Source organism: Bacillus sp. ISL-78 (assembly GCF_018613455.1).
GTDB classification, from domain to species: domain Bacteria; phylum Bacillota; class Bacilli; order Bacillales; family DSM-1321; genus Peribacillus; species Peribacillus frigoritolerans.
Map to the genome: position 1 here is coordinate 68714 of NZ_JAGGQC010000002.1, position 18619 is coordinate 87332.

At 37.3% G+C, this 18619-nt stretch carries 16 protein-coding genes; 7 read left to right on the plus strand and 9 right to left on the minus strand.

Annotated features, from left to right (window positions below):
* Positions 1–31: 31 nt before the first annotated feature.
* Genes J7I96_RS00820 through J7I96_RS00830 form a run of 3 tightly spaced genes read left to right on the plus strand, consistent with a single transcriptional unit; the run spans position 32 to position 2311 of the window.
* Positions 32–856: an amino acid ABC transporter substrate-binding protein gene (locus J7I96_RS00820; protein WP_214773603.1), complete on the plus strand. Its 825-nt coding sequence runs from the start codon at positions 32–34 to the stop codon at positions 854–856.
* Positions 840–1544 (plus strand): amino acid ABC transporter permease, encoded by a 705-nt coding sequence (locus tag J7I96_RS00825; protein WP_214773799.1) that lies wholly within the window; start codon positions 840–842, stop codon positions 1542–1544. Before J7I96_RS00820 ends, J7I96_RS00825 begins: the two co-directional genes overlap by 17 nt.
* 29 nt (positions 1545–1573) lie before the next feature.
* The gene (locus J7I96_RS00830) at positions 1574–2311 is read left to right on the plus strand and encodes an amino acid ABC transporter ATP-binding protein (protein ID WP_063595123.1); all 738 of its coding nucleotides are present in this window, start codon (positions 1574–1576) and stop codon (positions 2309–2311) included.
* Positions 2312–2386: 75 nt separating this feature from the next.
* Here J7I96_RS00830 and J7I96_RS00835 read toward each other — a convergent pair whose 3' ends face one another.
* Positions 2387–3562 (minus strand): MFS transporter, encoded by a 1176-nt coding sequence (locus tag J7I96_RS00835; RefSeq protein ID WP_096338978.1) that lies wholly within the window; start codon positions 3560–3562, stop codon positions 2387–2389.
* Positions 3563–3899: 337 nt separating this feature from the next.
* Between J7I96_RS00835 and J7I96_RS00840 the strand changes: the two genes are divergently transcribed.
* Together J7I96_RS00840 and J7I96_RS00845 are read left to right on the plus strand one after the other, a co-directional pair.
* The gene (locus J7I96_RS00840) at positions 3900–4610 is read left to right on the plus strand and encodes a response regulator transcription factor (protein WP_214923250.1); all 711 of its coding nucleotides are present in this window, start codon (positions 3900–3902) and stop codon (positions 4608–4610) included.
* Positions 4607–5995, plus strand: a complete 1389-nt coding sequence (locus tag J7I96_RS00845) for a sensor histidine kinase (protein WP_214773606.1) — start codon at positions 4607–4609, stop codon at positions 5993–5995. Before J7I96_RS00840 ends, J7I96_RS00845 begins: the two co-directional genes overlap by 4 nt.
* Positions 5996–6051: 56 nt before the next feature.
* Here J7I96_RS00845 and J7I96_RS00850 read toward each other — a convergent pair whose 3' ends face one another.
* The 8 genes from J7I96_RS00850 to J7I96_RS00885 all read right to left on the minus strand — a co-directional run bounded on the left by J7I96_RS00850 (position 6052) and on the right by J7I96_RS00885 (position 15994).
* Positions 6052–6408: a YxeA family protein gene (locus J7I96_RS00850; protein ID WP_251029066.1), complete on the minus strand. Its 357-nt coding sequence runs from the start codon at positions 6406–6408 to the stop codon at positions 6052–6054.
* Positions 6409–6410: 2 nt separating this feature from the next.
* Positions 6411–8330, minus strand: a complete 1920-nt coding sequence (locus J7I96_RS00855) for an ABC transporter permease (protein WP_214923248.1) — start codon at positions 8328–8330, stop codon at positions 6411–6413.
* Positions 8317–9084, minus strand: coding sequence for an ABC transporter ATP-binding protein (locus tag J7I96_RS00860; protein WP_214923246.1), 768 nt, complete (start codon positions 9082–9084; stop codon positions 8317–8319). The genes J7I96_RS00855 and J7I96_RS00860 overlap by 14 nt, the downstream gene beginning before the upstream one ends.
* A gap of 139 nt (positions 9085–9223) precedes the next feature.
* Positions 9224–9514, minus strand: coding sequence for a DUF3817 domain-containing protein (locus tag J7I96_RS00865; RefSeq protein WP_214923245.1), 291 nt, complete (start codon positions 9512–9514; stop codon positions 9224–9226).
* A 205-nt stretch (positions 9515–9719) separates the two neighbouring features.
* Complete coding sequence (locus J7I96_RS00870; RefSeq protein WP_214773610.1) at positions 9720–10784, minus strand: C45 family autoproteolytic acyltransferase/hydrolase; 1065 nt, start codon at positions 10782–10784, stop codon at positions 9720–9722.
* 455 nt (positions 10785–11239) lie between these two features.
* Positions 11240–12097 (minus strand): MBL fold metallo-hydrolase, encoded by an 858-nt coding sequence (locus tag J7I96_RS00875; RefSeq protein WP_214923243.1) that lies wholly within the window; start codon positions 12095–12097, stop codon positions 11240–11242.
* Positions 12098–12695: 598 nt separating this feature from the next.
* Positions 12696–15386: a DUF4084 domain-containing protein gene (locus J7I96_RS00880; protein ID WP_214923240.1), complete on the minus strand. Its 2691-nt coding sequence runs from the start codon at positions 15384–15386 to the stop codon at positions 12696–12698.
* Positions 15387–15808: 422 nt separating this feature from the next.
* Complete coding sequence (locus tag J7I96_RS00885) at positions 15809–15994, minus strand: hypothetical protein (RefSeq protein WP_214773613.1); 186 nt, start codon at positions 15992–15994, stop codon at positions 15809–15811.
* Positions 15995–17014: 1020 nt separating this feature from the next.
* Between J7I96_RS00885 and J7I96_RS27810 the strand changes: the two genes are divergently transcribed.
* Both J7I96_RS27810 and J7I96_RS00895 read left to right on the plus strand, forming a co-directional pair.
* Complete coding sequence (locus J7I96_RS27810; RefSeq protein ID WP_311380698.1) at positions 17015–17158, plus strand: hypothetical protein; 144 nt, start codon at positions 17015–17017, stop codon at positions 17156–17158.
* Between the two features lie 815 nt (positions 17159–17973).
* Complete coding sequence (locus J7I96_RS00895) at positions 17974–18105, plus strand: anti-repressor SinI family protein (RefSeq protein WP_214773614.1); 132 nt, start codon at positions 17974–17976, stop codon at positions 18103–18105.
* Positions 18106–18619 lie beyond the last annotated feature (514 nt).

Genomic DNA, 18619 nt, shown 5'->3' on the forward strand with positions numbered 1-18619 from the left:
TCCCTATCAGATTACTAGGAGGTTTACCCAAATGAAAAAAATGGTTGCACTTTTATCGCTATTGTTAGCTTTCACGGTTGTACTTACCGCTTGTGGTACCGATACAAAAAATGAGGCAAACGATAACGGCAATAAATCTTCTTCACAAGAAAGTCTATATGATAAAGTCAAAAAAGATGGCGTATTAACTGTTGGAACAGAAGGTACATATCCTCCTTTCACATTCCACGATGATTCAGATAAACTTACGGGGTTTGATGTTGAAATTGCTAAAGAAGTGGCAAAACGCCTTGGAGTGAAAGCTGAATTCAAGGAAACACAATGGGACGGCATGTTTGCAGGCTTGGATGCAAAACGATTCGATATGATCGCAAACCAAGTGGGCATCGATGAAGACCGTCAAAAGAAATATGATTTCTCTGACCCATATATTCAATCAGGAGCCGTATTGCTTGTACACAAAGATAATTCGGATATTAAATCCTTCGATGATTTGAAAGGCAAGACCTCTGCACAATCTTTAACGAGTAACTACAATGATCTAGCCAAATCACATGGTGCTAAAGTTACAGGTATTGAAGGATTTTCACAATCCGTACAGCTTATTGGTTCTAAACGTGTAGATGCGACGATCAATGACAAATTATCTTACCTTGATTACAAAAAGCAACATCCGGATGCACCTATCAAAGTGGCTGATGAGGAAGAAACCGGAGTCGCAAGTGGTTTAATGTTCAGAAAAGACAGCGGCAAATTAGTGGAAGAAGTAAATAAAGCACTTAAAGCAATGAAAGACGACGGCACGTACGCGAAGATCTCGGATAAATGGTTTGGTGAAGATGTTTCTCCTAAGTAATATTTTCACTGACCCCGAGCGTCTGGACCAGCTTGTTTCCATCGCTCAAACCTCCCTCTATCCCATGATAGAGGGAGCTATTCAATATACGATTCCACTAACGCTAATTTCATTTGTTCTCGGCCTTATTCTCGCTGTACTCACAGCATTGGCTAGATTATCTTCCATTAGAATTCTTCAAATAATTGCGCGTGTATATGTGTCAATCATCCGCGGGACACCTTTACTTGTGCAATTATTTATCATTTTCTATGGACTTCCAAATTTAGGTGTCACCATAAGTCCTTTTATATCGGCTATAATCGGATTCTCACTAAGTGTTGGAGCATACGCCTCGGAAATTATACGAGCAGCCATTTTATCGATACCAAAAGGGCAATGGGAAGCAGGCTATTCGATCGGGATGACATATACCCAAGCGTTAAAGCGCATCATTTTACCGCAAGCAGCACGGGTATCCGTTCCCCCATTATCCAACACGTTCATTAGCCTTTTAAAAGATACATCGCTTGCATCACTCATTCTTGTAACGGAATTATTCCGTAAAGCTCAAGAGATCGCAGCAAAAAACTATGAATTTCTGCTGCTTTACATGGAAGCGGCTGCTTTATATTGGATTTTTTGTACGATTCTATCTTTCATTCAAGGAAGTTTAGAGGAGAGACTTAATCGTTATGTAGCAAAATAAGAACCGAAGTAGTTAAAGGAGATTTTAAAATGATCAACATTAAGAATCTTCATAAATCGTTTGGTGACCTTGAAGTATTAAAGGGCATCGATTTGGAAGTGGAGCAAGGCAAAGTCATAGTATTGATCGGTCCTTCCGGTTCAGGTAAAACAACCTTTCTTCGGTGTTTGAATCTCCTTGAGGTGCCCACGGACGGGACGATTGAGATCGATGAAACGGTAATGGACTTCAAAAAACCCGTTAGAAAAAATTCGATTACATCTTTTCGCAGTTTAACAGGGATGGTTTTCCAAAGCTATAACCTCTTCCCCCACAAAACAGCATTGGAAAATGTAATGGAAGGCCCCATCATTGTAAAAAACATAGCCAAACAACAAGCGAAAGAAACGGCAGCTGCCCTGCTTACAAAGGTGGGCTTAGGTGAAAAAATCGATTTTTATCCGTTTCAATTGTCCGGCGGTCAGCAGCAACGGGTCGGAATTGCAAGGGCACTGGCCATGGAGCCTAAGGTCATGCTATTCGATGAACCCACTTCCGCTTTGGATCCCGAACTAGTGGGAGACGTCCTGCAGGTCATGAAAGACCTGGCGAAAGATGAAGGCATGACAATGATCGTGGTAACCCATGAAATGCGTTTCGCCCGTGAAGTCGCCGATGAAGTCATTTTCATGGATGAAGGAAAAATAATGGAGCGGGGAACACCCGAGCAGATTTTCACAAACCCTAAAGAAGCGCGCACACGAAAATTCCTCAATATGATTCAATAAAAAAACGGTGCTATTCAAGCACCGCTCGCAATTCCCCCCCATTTTTAGAAATGGGGGGTTTTGCCCATCATTATATCAATGAGATGCCTGGACCTGTTTGGTCTGTGTCCGTGCATGGTATAGCTGAAAAAGAATCAAAGCAAAAACGGAAAGGATGGCACCCGATATAAATGGTAAATCAATCGAAATCGAAAATAACCAACCGCCGATCGGAGGACCGGCAATCCTGCCGAACGAGTCGAAGGAAGATAGCAATCCCGTGACACTGCCATGGCCCGACATGGAACTTTTGGTAAGCAGTGCCGAAATGGCAGGCCGGATGAACCCATTACCCACTCCGAAAATCGTCAGGAAGACCGCCGATGTCCAGAAACCGGAAGAAAACAGGATGAGAATGAAACCGACTGCCGAGACGATGATTCCCATTCGGATGACCGCGCCTTCCCCATACTTCTTTGTCATCCTGCCCACTAATCCACCTTGAACGATTGCACTCCCAAACCCCATGATCATAAAGATATAGCCTAATTGCACAAGACTTATATCAGCCTTTTTGGCTGCAAAGTAGGCGAAAGTCGTTTCTAGTCCTGCCATTGAAAGTGTGACGATCATTTGCAGAAAGAACATGGTTTTAAGAGGCCCTCTAAAGGCTTTCCACATGGACTCTTTATTTTTTGACTGTTGGGCCCTCTTCTCTACCGTATGTGATTCCTTCAGTATCGCAATCACTAAGAATAAAGTAATCAAAGAGGATATTCCAGCAATGTAAAACGGCAGGTTCAAACTTGATTTGGAGAATACCCCGCCAATCGCCGGTCCAAAGATGAATCCAAGCCCTGTGGCGGCCCCGATGATTCCCATCCCTTTTCCACGATCTTCCGGCGTCGTGATGTCAGCCACATACGCCATTGCGGTTGGCATGTTTGCCGATGACAAAATCCCGCCAATGATTCTGGCTGCAAATAATACCCATAGGGAATCTGCCGAAGCCTGGATGAAAAACGAAAGGGCCAGTCCAGCAATCCCGATAATCATGACAGGCTTACGCCCTATCCGGTCAGATATACGTCCCCATATCGGGGCAAAAAATAATTGCATCAGTGAATAAACAGCCATTAAAAGGCCAAGCTCTGTAGGACTGCCACCAACCTTTTCAGCAAGGAACGGAATGACGGGAATGATGATCCCAAATCCGACCATGACTAAAAACATCACTAAAAAAAGAACGGGTAACACCTTTTTTGTTTCCATTATATATTTCTCCTTTTATTCTTCCACATTCGCTACGTACGTTGGAACGAATTCCTAAAATCCCATTACTTAGCATAATCCACCTGACAATTCTTTAAACAGTTTATCATACAACCTTTACCAAATCAGTATGAAGCACGACCTTCTTTCGGAAACTCCCTTAAATAAATAAGAACCAGGCATCAGAATCCTGATCCAAAGTAATGGTACTTTCGTTTTTTCATTCTTTTTCGTGAAATCAATGGCAAGAGTTCGTTAAAAATCTTTTCCTCCCCTTATTTTTTCTTAAGGGGTACTCTATACTGTAGGGTATGATTGATGTTTGGGAGGTAGAAGAATGTCTAATGATCAGTGGATTTTAATTATTGACGATGAAGAAGATTTGGCACGTCTCATGGAGACAGTTTTACATAAAGAAGGTATCCCGAATATTATTACGGCGGGGACGATTGCGGATGGGTGGGCAAAGTTTCAGAAGTTCGATCCATCACTAGTCCTGCTGGATATCATGCTGCCAGATGGTGAAGGCTATGACTTATGCAAGCAAATTCGTGAAGTGTCGAATGTGCCCATTTTATTTTTGTCGGCAAAGGATGAGGAAATTGATAAGCTTTTAGGGTTGGCGATTGGCGGGGATGATTATATTACCAAACCATTCAGTCCGAAAGAAGTTGCCTATCGAGTAAAGGCGCAGCTTAGGCGGGCGGGCTATACAGAGGATAAAACCTCACCGAAAAAATTGCAAATTGGTCCATTTGAGCTTAGTTCAAATGGAAATGAAGTGAAAAAGGATGGCAAAACGCTTGAGCTCACAGCTAAAGAAATCGGTCTGATGAGCTGTTTCATGCATCATACGAATCAGATCTTGAGCAAGGAAACTTTGTTTGAACATGTGTGGGGCGATGATTTCTTTGGCTCTGATAATACAGTGATGGTCCATATTCGCCGTTTACGCAAAAAAATCGAAGTAGATCCTTCAAAGCCTTCTTTTCTAATAACCGTAAAAGGGCTTGGTTATAAATTACAGACCAAGGGTGAAACAAGATGAAGTGGAAATTGACACGGCGCTTTTTAGGATCCGTTGTGACAATTGTTGTAATCGTGGGGATCGTAAATACAATTTTACTTTTATGCTTACTCTTTGTTCATTTCGATACGGAAGAGGAATCTGCGGAGAACTTTAGCCGATCTTTTTCACAATATGTAGAACTAATAGATGACAAACCAATGGTAAATGAAGAAGGACTGGAAAAACTGCGGAATACAAACGCCTGGATACAATTTTTGAATGATAAGGGTGAACAAGTAGCAGCCTATTACACACCTCAAAAATTGCAAACCGTATATTCTCCTGTTGAAATCGTCCAAATGTATAAGTATAAAGAAATTGATGCAGAGACGACTGTTTTTGCCGGCGAAGCTCATGATTTCAGCTATTTTATAGGGGTTAAGGATCGAGGAATAGGCCGATATGTACTGTCCTATAATTATTTTCACATTTTAAAGTACTTCAACATCATACTTTTACTGTTTTTAACTGTGGATATTATTATTGCCCTAGTCATTGGCCTATTATTTGGTAAAAGATTAACGACACCACTTAACACTTTAATAGAAGGAATTCAGCAGCTTCGTGAAAGACGTTTTAAAAAGATGAGTATACCAAAAGGCGTTTATGAAGATGTATTTCACAATATGAATGAACTATCGGTAAAGTTAGATCAGTATGAAAAAGAACGTGATCAACTTGACCAAATGCGTGAGGAATGGATTAGCAATGTTTCTCATGACATGAAGACACCACTTGCTTCGATCCATGGTTATACAGAATTGATGAAAGACAATGCCACTGAATTAACACCACAAGAATTGTATGAGTTTACATCCGTTATTAATAGACAGTCCGTATATATGAAAGATTTGTTGGATGACCTCAATTTAACGATGCGTTTACGCAACCATCGACTTCCTTTGCAATTTGAAGATGTTGATATCGTTGGGTTTATAAGAGAAATGACGATCGAGCTCTTAAATGATTCACAATTTGGTGATCGACAGGTCGAATTTGAGGCAAATGTGGATAAAGCAACACATAAAGTCGATAAAAATTTACTGAAACGGGCGATTTTTAACTTTATCTACAATGCGCTCGTACATAATGATGAAAATGTCGTCGTGAAAATTCAAATTGATGATATTCATCTACAATCAGAACATCATACCCAAATTACCATTGCCGATAATGGCCGTGGTATTCCCTCGAAAGATATGGGACAGGTTTTTGAACGATACTATCGAGGTACAAATACTGCCAGTACACATGGGACCGGCTTAGGAATGGCCATTGCAAGGGACATTATCCTGGCTCATAAAGGTAAACTGGATTTGACTAGCATTGAAAATAAGGGAACGACCATCACGATACTTTTATAATTTTTTTCTTACAGAGAAAGGGCTGTCCTACCTTACAGATAGCCCTTCTTTCCTATTTATTTTGGTTGTGCCTTTTTGGGAATATCCTCAAATTTCACTTCATCATATGACGAAACTTCATCATCATTTTTCACGTACATCTTTAAGTAAGCATCTTTTCGAAGATTTTTTTGTGCCGTGAATTCAAGCGGTATCATTTCACCATCTGCATTTTTGGCGTCAAGTTTATAAGAATAGTAAGTCATCACCGAACCATCATCGAGCTTGGTTTCATGTTGCACCCCATCCTCTGTAATTTGCAAATAATAATTATCGGCATTCATGCGATTAAAGTCAATTTTAGTAAGCGCGAATACTCCTGCCGCTCCGAGTATAAACAAAATGCCAACTACCATAAGAATTTTTTTCATCATATTCATCCTTCTGTTTTATTATTTTGTGTGATAATACGATTATAGGAAGCTACCGTTAAGATATAATACAGACCGTAAATAACCGTATAAGCGATCATCCAGATCAACACAGGTTTTGCCAAGTCCATCATCAATAAGCCCGAGAAGGCTTTTAAAGCGACCGCACTGTGTAATAACCCCACTGTCAGCGGAACGAAAAAGATTACAAACACTTGTGATGCAATGGATTTCCGCATTTCTTTTGCGTTAACGCCCATTTTATGAAGCATATTGTATTGTGATTTATCTGCCTCAGCCTCCGTTAGAACTTTAAAGTAAATGATACTGCCTGTTGCCGCTAAAAAAACCAGTCCGAGAAAACTTCCGATAAAGAGCAATGAGCCTAGACTTTCGATGCTTGCTTGAAAATCTTGAGGGGCACTGGAAAATAGCGCTTCTTCAGGTATTTGTTTTGATATTTTTTCAGATAAATCCACGGTAGCATGGTCAACACCGATAACACGATAGTTCAGGGCTTCCCCTTCTTTTTGCAATGATTTAAATTGATCATTCGATACAACCACTGCAATGCCTGTTGTTTTGGCATTTAAAACCGTTTGTGTTTTAAAGCTTTGGAATGTGATTGCCGTGTTGTTTTCTGTCATAATCGTCTTGTCCTTGTATTCAGGTGAGAATCTTTTGTCATATCCAATATCTAAAATGACTGCTTTGCCATGATTCACATGCAATGCTTCCTTACCTTGTACATCTGCCAATTTGTTATATGTTCTTTCATCGATTACTGTGTAAATCCTTTTATCCGAGTTATCGAATGCTGATTCCTCGCTAAGTTCTTTCGTATTAAATGTGATAGATAGTGCTTCGACATTTTCATCATACTTTGTATCTGGCAAAACGGCGGTGACTTGATGATCGCTTTTTACATCCATTTGCTGATACATGAAGGTATTCGGATCAACGGTCATAACTTGGTCATTCGCGTTGTAATAAAGACCATAAACCGCACCTCCTGCCGTTACCGTTGTAGCACTTAACACCGCAATTACGGTCAAAGTCCGGGCATTCCCCCTAATGCGATAAAGCAATTGCGAGACCGTCATCAGATGCAGGCCTTTCCATAGCCATTTTTCATTTTTCTTAATCACGGCTAACACAAAGCCTGTCACGCTATGAAACAATAAAAATGTACCGGCAATAACAGTTGTCAAAATAATGAGTGCCGTCATCAAAAAGCCAATCTTTTCCCACACTTTAGAAGTAAAAAGATCTTGCATCGCCAACCAATATCCGATGACAATCAGGAAAATTCCCAGAAAGGCTACAATCATAGATGGCTTCGGAGCCGCTTCCCCCTTTTTCGATGCATGGAAAAGATCAATTAGTTTAAATTGATAAATCAACCGATAGCCCTGGAATGATGTCACCAAGAAAATAATAAGAAATACAATAGAGGTGTTCAAAGCTGCAGATCCCGAAAATGTAAAAGGAGCGATGACATCATAGCCCATTAAATAGATCAAGATCGTCATGAACCCTTTTGAACAAAGAAATCCAAGTAATATCCCCACAACTAATGAAACCAAGCCTAGCAATAGGTTTTCAAAGAAGAGCATGAAGCCAATCTGACGATTACGTACGCCAAGCAATGCATATAATGCCACTTCTTTTTTACGTTTTTTCATGAAAAATGAATTGGAATAGGCAATAAAAATGGCAACGAAAAAAATCAGGATGACGGCCGCACCACTCATTAATGAACCTAATTTCTGTGATGAAGCCGTCTGTTCTGCAACTGCATCACTATATTTCAATGTTACAAATGTGAAGTAGATGATAATGCTAAATACCATGGATGCGATATATAAAAAATATTGGGAAAGGTTCCGGGCAATATTTTTTCTCGCCAGACTAAATAACGTCATCTACCTCACCTCCAATTGTTGCAAGGACATCCATGATTTCTTGGAAGAAAGCTTTACGTGATTTGCCACGACGATAAATTTCTGTTGAAAGCGTACCATCCTTGATAAAAATGATCCGCCGGCAGAAGCTTGCGGCATATGCATCATGTGTCACCAACATGATGGTGGAATTATTTTTTTCATTTAGTTCACTTAAGCTTTCCAGCAGACCTGTTGCCGATTTTGAATCAAGTGCACCTGTTGGCTCATCTGCCAGGATCAATGCAGGCTCTGTCACAAGCGCTCTGGCTGCCGCTGTTCTTTGCTTTTGCCCGCCGGAGATTTGGTATGGATATTTAGCTAATAAATCCTCAATCCCAAATACTTTAGCAATACGATTCACCAATGCAGTAATTTCTTTCGCTGGAATTTTCGCAATCGCCAGTGGCAATAATATATTTTCCTTCACAGTCAATGAGTCTAGCAAATTGTAGTCCTGGAAGATGAAACCAAGATTTTTACGTCTGAAATCCGTTAAGTCCGCCCCTTTCATATCGTGAATGCTCGTATCATTCATATAAATTTTCCCCTCAGTCGGCGAGTCGATAGTTGCCAACATATTGAGCAATGTCGATTTCCCCGCTCCAGAAGGTCCCATGATTCCTACAAACTCCCCTGCATGAATGTCAAAAGATATATTTTCCAACGCTGTATAGGCAGCGCTTGATTTACCATACGTTTTTTTTATATTTTCCACTTTTAATAATGGCTCCATTTGTTTCACCTCTTCAGTATTGTTGATACATTTATCTTACATGCTCATTCTTACAGCATCTTTGTGCCAACCTTACAGGAAGCTTAAATCCATAAAAAAACACCTTCCATTTATATGGAAGACGTTAAAGTAAAAGTATTTAACTTTGCTTCAGAAGCCTGCGGTCGATAACAAAATTACCAAATGGAATGAATGAAACGATGAAAATCATCGCCATTTTTAAAAAGGACCATTTTGATATGATGCTCACATAAAGTAATAAAAGCCCAAACACGACAAACAAGAAACCATGGATGCTGCCTAAAATGAGTGTTGCTTCCCCAATATCCAATATGTACTTTACGGGCATACCAATGGCAAGCAATAGAACATATGAGATTCCCTCAATTATTGTAATAAACCGAAACCATCCAATAGCTGTCGAAAACATTCTCTCATCCCCTTATTCATTGTACAAGTACGGCACACAAATCCAGCTTCCTGTCCCCCATCCTAATTCTTTTACTCTATCCTATTATATTACGGTAACACCCACTAATAAATAGTACCAGGTTTTCCTAAAAGTAGAACAACAAAAGCCCAATCAAAGGATTGGGCCAGTTAATAACGTACCGTTGAAATTCACTTAAAAACGTTCAATTCCGAAACCAATTCGCTCCCTCATCCATGTGCACGAAGGGAATATCCGTATCAATTACACCGTTGATTCGTTCTAATTTAACATCTTCCCCTTCGAGCCACTTCGCAAAATCTAAGGAAGTCGGCTCCTGGTTCCCTCCCAATGCAATCCAAGCTTTCATCTCCTTAGGTAAATAAGCGGAGGTATGAATCGTTCCCGCCCAGCTGCTATATAAATCCGAAAAGACTCCTTGGTTTGTATCATTAAACAACCGATAAGCATCGTAGGCAGATGCAAGCTTCCCTTCATGATCTTGGATGATACCCAATCGGCGTTTCGAATCGATAAGATGGTTACGGTTTTCATTTTTCATGATTTCAAAGTGATTGGTACAGGCATTTGACGTGCGCACCTCTACATTTCTCGGAGAGGTTTCCACAATATAGGTACTTCCGCTTTTATCATAGACGACGTAAGTGAAAGAATGACGATGCGGGATTTCCTTCAACATCGCGACCGCTTCCTGTACGTCCGCACAAGATTCAACAATCAGCCTGCCAATCATGCAGCAAATGAAACCATCACCAGGGTTCTTGCGATTCATGAAGTTATAGCCTATCACCAACCCTTTTTCATTCATTCCATCCATCCGGCCAGTCCCTCGCTGACTCGGGCCGATGCTTGAATACCCTTGATCGGTTGGCTGGAATAAGACATAGCGTCCTTCATAAGTCTTCGGGTGGTAATCATAATTGCGAATGAGATAATCATCGCCTGTCATGATGGAGCATCCCGACCGGACATAATCCAATCGGTATCCACCGAACTCTTGCAGCACGCGGTCCATTGGCCATTTCAGTGCTTCTTGCAACCCCAGTAATTCTTCCCAAACTCCAGGGGCGAATCGTGTAATGGCTCTCTTGACCTCTTCTTCTTCAACCGTAAACCTCGGCTGCCTGATCTTCCACTGATCTTCACGGTTCTTTACCGTTAGTGATTCTTTTAATTCCTCCCCTTGCATGTATCCAAACTCATAATGTGTACCCCGAAATTGTATGACATCACTATATATTTGCTTCACGGCTTATCCCTCATTTACAGTAGTTGCTATTCAAATTAAGGATACTTGAAGTATTGTTGAAAATAAAGAAGATAAGCCTTAAATCATGTCATTAGTTGAGATTTCAAGGAAATATTTTCCTGAAATCTTACTATTTATGGAGACACGAATAAAGGCAGTGTAACGGATAAAAAGCATCTTCATAAATGTGCTATATTAGTTATAATTTTAATTTTTGAATTAAAGGAGGGTCTTACTTTGAAAATACTCATTGGATCAATAATTTTATCAATCAGCCTTTTATTTTGGTCTTTTTCCAAATTTGACTTGGTTCACTTCATTGTAAGTCTTCTTTTATGATCTTTGGAACGAAAGCACCAATTAGTTCACCAAGAAAGGCATCGTGTACAATTTTATAATATACCACCGTTAACTAAGATAGGAATCTTATAAGCCTCGAGGACTGATCTCTTAAGCTAACTATTTATTTCAAATCCGTTCACAAAGTATCCAATTGTTTCAAGCTCTTCTTCATTTAGCTCTCTATTTAGCTTGAGTTGATAAGATTTCTTTATATCTTCAATGCGTCCCTCATATTTATCTGTCAAGGTGGCTACAGTCCTTAATAGTATTGCTTCTTTCTGATATTCCTCCTTCGAAATTGGCTTCCAATGGGAGAGGACATAGACTTCAGCATCAAATTGATCGATTTTGTCTAATAATTCAATCGTAGTTTGAGTCGTATAATTCCTTTTTTTTGAATAGATATCTGCATAAATAGAATCGCCAAGGAATAGTATTTTTTCTTCTTTGATATAGACAATGATAGAGTCTGGGGAATGATTGCCACCTACATGCTGCAAAAGACAAGATACTCCTCCTAGATCAAGCTCCATTCTCTGTTCAAAAGCTAAATCTGGTAATGAAATGTTAATATTTCTTTCACTTCCAAATTCTTTTTTGATTGCATTGGCACAAAACTCAATTTCTAATCCCGATTTCACACGTTCTTCTAAAGCAGAATCTGTCCATTCGTACGAGACAAGTTTCTTAATTTTAGCTTTCGTTTGAATAGACGCAACAGACAGCATATTCAAAGCAGACAAACCAAAAATATGATCCCAGTGCCAATGTGTAAGTACAATGATGCTTGGAAGTGGAATACCTTGTTCTTTAAGCTCTTTAAGAAAACAATTCGCATGTGCTTCTGAATTTCCTGCATCAATCATTAATGACCTGTTATCTCCAACTACTACACCTAGAATAGGTCTATCCGTTTCTGAAACAGGTGTTTGATACCAACATCGATCGCTGATTTTTTCCAAGGTTTGCATATACTTTCCCCCTTACGATACTATGTTTTAATAATTCCATAAGTATCTTGATAAACCCTTTACAAAAGTACCCAGGCCTTTATGTGGATCTAGAGATTGGCCAGAAGATTCAATATAATGATTAAAACGATCTCCCCAATTCGAAAAAAAGCTTCAGTACAATTAATTACGATTTTCAACAACTACCGTGAATTCCTTGTTTTAGCACCCCTTCGAGGATGGTGGCTTCTTAACCTAGTTAAAATTTTCTAGACCTATTTATAAAAAAACTTAATTTGCATTAAAAAAGACAAAGTCTCTGAACTGGAAGAACAAAGACTTTGTATCGTTATTATTCATTGACATACGAATCATCATTTCAAGCCCTCGTTGATTGGAGTTACATTGGAGTGTTTTCAGATCATTACCTTCTATTTCGGAGCGAGGTATCTGTTAGATTTATAAGAAAGTTAATACTCTAATATGATTATAACCACCATTTTTCATTCTTCTAAAGAACTTAATATAAATGCCACTGAACTTTTATGCAATGTCCCCTTTAATAAGAGCCATTAGGATTTCACAGTAGAATTTATGTAGTGTTATAGTTGTAACCATTTTACCTATTAAGGATTGTGCTAGATGTATCTTTTTTTAGGTACGTCTTCTCTATTTCCTCAGGAGACGAAGGTCTACCGAACAAATACCCTTGTATTTCATTGCAATTGATCCCTTTTAAAAAATCTGCTTGATTTCTTGTCTCAACACCCTCTGCAATAACATTTAAATTTAATTTCTTAGCTAACTCAATAATTGATATCATTATCTCATGATTCATATCATCATTTCCGATTCGACTTGTAAATTCCCGTGCAATTTTTAAAGTATCAATTGGAAACCTCGTTAGGTACGATAGTGAGGAATAACCAGTTCCAAAATCATCAATTGAGATTTTCACACCCAGTTGTTTCAGAGCAGTTAGCTTAGGAATAATATTAATTATGTTATTCATGGTTGCTGCCTCTGTTACTTCAAGGTCAATATAATTTGGATTAATCTTCGTTTCATTTAAAATATCCTCAATTTTTTTTGTAATATTTTCTTGTTGTAATTGACGGGGTGAAAGATTTACCCCCACTTTTATATGGTAACCCATTTCGTCCCATATTTTCACTTGATTACAAACTTCCTTGAGTACCCATTCCCCAATTTGGAGAATGACTCCTGTTTCTTCAGCAATTGGAATAAACTCTCCTGGATAAATGACACCAAATTGGGGATGGTTCCATCTGAGTAGCGCTTCAACACCAGTCATTTTCCCTTCTTTAGCTTCTACTTGTGGTTGGTATTGTAGAAAGAGTTGATTTTTGAAGAGAGTATCATTAATATCTTTTTCCAATATTAATTTTTTAGAAAAATCTTTGTTAGTATCATCGAATAGTTTAAAATCGCCCCTACCATTTTCCTTTACGAAATACATAGCGATATCTGATTTTTTCATTAGTATTTTGGGATCTTCATCATCTAATGGATAAATTGCCATACCGATACTTGGGGTAGCTATGATTTCATGTCCATATACAATAAGTGGCTCCTTAAACGCTTGAATAATACTCTGTGCATTTAGTTCTGCTTCCGTTCTACTGGAAATTTCTTTAATTAGTATAGTAAATTCATCTCCACCTTGCCTTGCAACCGTATCCTTATCCCGAAGATTATCTCTTAATCGGTCTGCTACAGCAACAAGTAATTGGTCGCCAATTTCATGTCCTAGCGTATCATTGATTACTTTGAAACGATCAAGGTCCATATACACTAACGCAAACATTTCATTCTTTTCTTTGGCTTCTGTTACAGCTTTTGTTAATACATCCTCAAATAATGACCTATTTGGTAAACCTGTAAGAGAATCATGATAAGCCATAAACTTAATTCTTTCTTCATTTTTTTTATTTTCCGATATATCCTTAAATATACCAAAAAAACCAACTATCCTATTTTTCACCATAATTGGAATATTGGTTATGATCACGTAGTAGGGGTTACCATCTCTATTACGAATGGTGACCTCATAGGTTTGAGGTGTTCCTTCCTTTACTTTTGAAAGATGTTCGGCTGTAATTGTCTGATACTCTTTGCTTATAAATTTCTGGCATAAAACTCCGATTAAATCTAACTTTTCATAACCCAGTAATTTGGAGCAAGTTGCATTTACACTTTCAAATTTCCCTTTCAAGTCTAAGGCGAATACAGCATCTGGATGGTATTCAAAAAGAGATTTATAACGTTGCTCACTTATCTCTAACTCCTCTGTTTTTTTATAATACTGAATCAATAGATGTTGGTTTTCTAATATTACTAGAATTTGACGGATTATGACTAAAATAATGGATACACCTAAGCCGATGATAAAAGCATCGTTTCCATTTTCTTTTAACATAATGAATATTAATAGGATAAATATATTTAAATAAGGAATTAAAAGACGTGTTAACGTATATCTTTGGACATTTACTATTTCTATATTATTTGTATTGGTGGTCTCCCTATTCTTTTCTTTCGTAATAGTAGCAGACAATCCAACCAACATAAGTCCTATGATGAATAACGGATCTATTAAACATCCAGAAGTATAGCTATCAATGGAGATTAGATATAAATAATAGGAATCAGAAAAAAATTGAATCGATAAACCTAATAACAATACAAATATTTCTTCATTAGAAAAAGCTTTGCGTAGACCAAAAAAAATACTTAGACATCCAAAATAAAGGACTAAATCTCCAATTGGATATGCTAGAGAAATAAGTAAAGAGAATGTTGGAACATCTGGATTTAGTATCGGAATAATAATAAAATGCCAACTGAAGGTGGATGCAACTGTCAAAACAATGGCAACATCAAAAAGGAATTTAACAAGTTGATGCTTGCGCTTTTCTTTTGAAATTTTGTATATAAATGACGCAAGAAAAAAGAAGGTCTGTAAGGTATAGAATATGTCGGGAGACCCTGGAAAAGGTACCTCCTTTTTTATTACATTTTCATAAACAAACCATATACATTCAGCAATTAAATAGCTTAGCAACCCAAGTGACAGTAAAAACCAAAATGTTCTTTTCACACCCCCACTCACCTTAAAAGCCTTAACTAACCATAAATAGGATAAAAGGCAACCGAAGATAGATAAAAGATTCCCACCAAAAGTCAGGATTTCTGTTTCGTTTTTCCAAATTATTATCCAAGAATAATATAAACATATATATATAAATATGACAATTAAGCTATCATATGAGTTTTTTTGCCCGTTCATTTATTTTACTCCTTCGTTTATGTATATCTTATTATCAATATCATTTACTTAATTTGATAGTAAATTTTTTGTTGGACAAAATACTTTTGATGATGGATTCACCTGTAAAGAGTTAAAATAAATAATAAGCCAATGAAATATTCTTATTGAGTTCGTTGCACTTTCCGTTCCCAACAAAAAGCACCCCTTCTACCGAAGTTACAGGGTCATTTTATTTGTAGCAATGTACATAATGACCATAACTTTTATAGTATGACAAATAATAAGATAAATAGTTTCTAAAAATCGTTTATCGTTTTAAAACATACCCCAAAACCTAATCGCTTCAAGGCATTTTTCTTAGTTAAGCCTTGAAACGGGATATCATCCCTTGCAATTCCTCGGCCAATCTGCTCAAGGAACTCGTTGCATTCGAAACCTCCTCAATCGAGGCCACCTGCCAGGCGATATTGAATTCCAATTACATTCTTTTGAATTTCCATCTTATCCTGAAGTATTGAATTTCTTTCAGATGATGCATCTATCACATAAACAGCAAAACTCCCCAGTATTAGAATGGTTCCAATAAGAATGGATACTGTAGTTATTAACCTCGTTTTAATTTTCACTTCTTTACATCTCCTAAACCATAGATTCCCCTAACATTTTACTCACCAATCATTTATCGGAATCTCGGCTCATTTATGAAGTTGAAAGCTAATATTTCGATACCCTGAAAATAACCCTGAATTCAAGCTACCTTCATAGTCGTAGTTTATTGAGTTAATTCGGAATTTAGTTGAACTAATCTGCCTTCGAATTATAATGTCAACCAGATAATATTTCTGGCTGACCTTTTTATATCGATATATGATAACCGTAGCCGTGATAGAACGTCAGCACCATAACATCCCCTATGAAGTAGTCCTTTTGAAGGCTTCAAAATAGATAAGACATTAACTCGGAAATGCTAAATGCATTTTATCAAGGGAAAAGGAACTATCAATCAATTTTTTATAAAACCCCGCTTGATTCGGTATACAAATTGGCTCCATGCCCTTAAAACTTCCATTGTCTCACACAACTATTTAATTCTTTATTCATTGAGAATGAAAATGTTTTTAAAAACCAATTGCAACTCTGAATAACTGTGTATATAATCTTAAAGCACTAGTGCTTTTGAATGATATCTTTAATATAGGTGGTTGTCTTAGTATCTAAGACCTTGTTCTGTTGAAGATATTTAACTTTTAAAAGATGTGCTATGTTCAATCAGTTTACATTGAAGTCTATATAACACTACTATCTCGAAAACTTTTAACTTAGAAAGGTTCCTGAATATGAAGCCTATATTAAGACCAATTAATCCAGAATTAAAATCCGGAAGAAATAATCTGTACATTACGGTAAACGGTAAGTTTTGGATAAGTCACTGTTTTGCTCTTCTATGGTTGTGCTTTTCTATTTACCTTGCACTTCCTTGGTTAAAGGATTTAGCCAATATCGTATCTTTGCCTCTTGCTTTACTTATAATTGGAGGTATTTCATACATCCCTGGATATTTGAATTCTTTTTTAATAAGCAGCCTTATCTTAGATAGACAACCTCCCTTTAAAACTTAATCTCCCAATGAAGAGATCACAATCCTTATTGCCGCACATAATGAAGAAAGCAAAATCTCTCAAACTCTACAGTATATAGATAGGCAAGACTATCTAGGGAATATCAAGGTATTTGTAATAAATAATTGTTCCAATGATCAGACTGTTAGTGAAATTTATATAATAGAATAAAGTCGTCAAACCCTGAGTAGTTTTTGATGATTTCTAAACCAATTGAATGGCACGTCCTTTAAAAGATCCGTTTCGAAAATGGTTGAAAGAATTGAAGATAAAAAATGCCGAGATTTAATTAAAGATACTTCCATACCTTGCAAGCAGCATTATTCTAAGGTTTTCATACCCGAGTTCCAGGTTAATAATTTTAAAAATTATCAGGAAAAGTATATAACGCCTTATCCAACTTTCTTTGACCCAAAAAATAATGTCTAAAGTTATTGGTATTACTTAGCTTCTATTAAAAACAGAAAATAAGAAGGAGGAACAAGTCATCCAGTTGACTTGTTCCTCTTTTTTTGAATAATCACATATAGTATTCCGATGCCAGCAAGAGTTTGTGCTTATCATCATCTTTGTAGCTCCAATGTTATAAATCAACCTTCAGTAAAGATTCAATTGACTATTTCTTTAAAGCCTTGATGTTCTCTATGATGGATGATGAGATAGCTTTGAAACCATACTTATCGTTGAATCAATCTATAACAAAACCCTGTTCTAACAGTATGGAATAATGGTGAATAGTAGTTGTATACCTGTAAATTGAATGGCAGATGTATATTAAATAAAGATACCCTCAAAAGAATAAACTATTAAACGTAAAGTTTTAAGGGTGAGTGTGACAAAGCAAGGCGAATTGTTTAGCTATAATATACTTTAGCTATTGAAGAGATTGTTAAAAATTCCAACATGATACATTTGACATTGGTCAATTATTAGATAATACCTATAAACGGTAAAAAAAGCATACTCTAAAAAAAGGGGGGATAAGCATGACAAAAAAAGTAAATAAGGATCAAGATCTTTCTGAAGAATGGATTGAACTAGTAAAGGAAGCGATGAAATCAAATATATCTAAAGAGGAATTCAAGATATTTTTGAAAAAAAAGAAAAAATCAATTTAAATTAACGTTTCTTGCAGCATTCGAATAATATAAACCGTGTTTTCAGTGCCATAGTACTTGTAAAAAGGAATCTGAATCTTTGGGTAGCTCTGGTATGATCTCGTACAGAAAACAAATGTTCCACGCCCCGTCATTATTGTGGGTAATAAGAAATCCCATAATAAAATTGGTGCTACCAATAATAACTCCGAAGAGCTCTAAGTTAGTTTATTAGCATCATTCAATTTATTTCACGGAATCAATTTCCATGCTCCCGTACGTCCTCCCCTGGCTACTGGTATAATAGATTCTATTAAAAAAGGTGAGCCAACAATTTTAAATGACCCAATAAAGTTATAACAGGATATTTCATTAGGCGGCATGTTGGGCATGAGACCGGTATTGTACCGGGTTCATACCTTTTTATTTTGCCTTGATTCGTTTGTTCATTATATTTATATTTCTATTTCCTTAAGTGTTCCACAATTTTTAATCCTTTTAGGAGTTCCATTTTAAGATACCAAAGTTCTCGCAA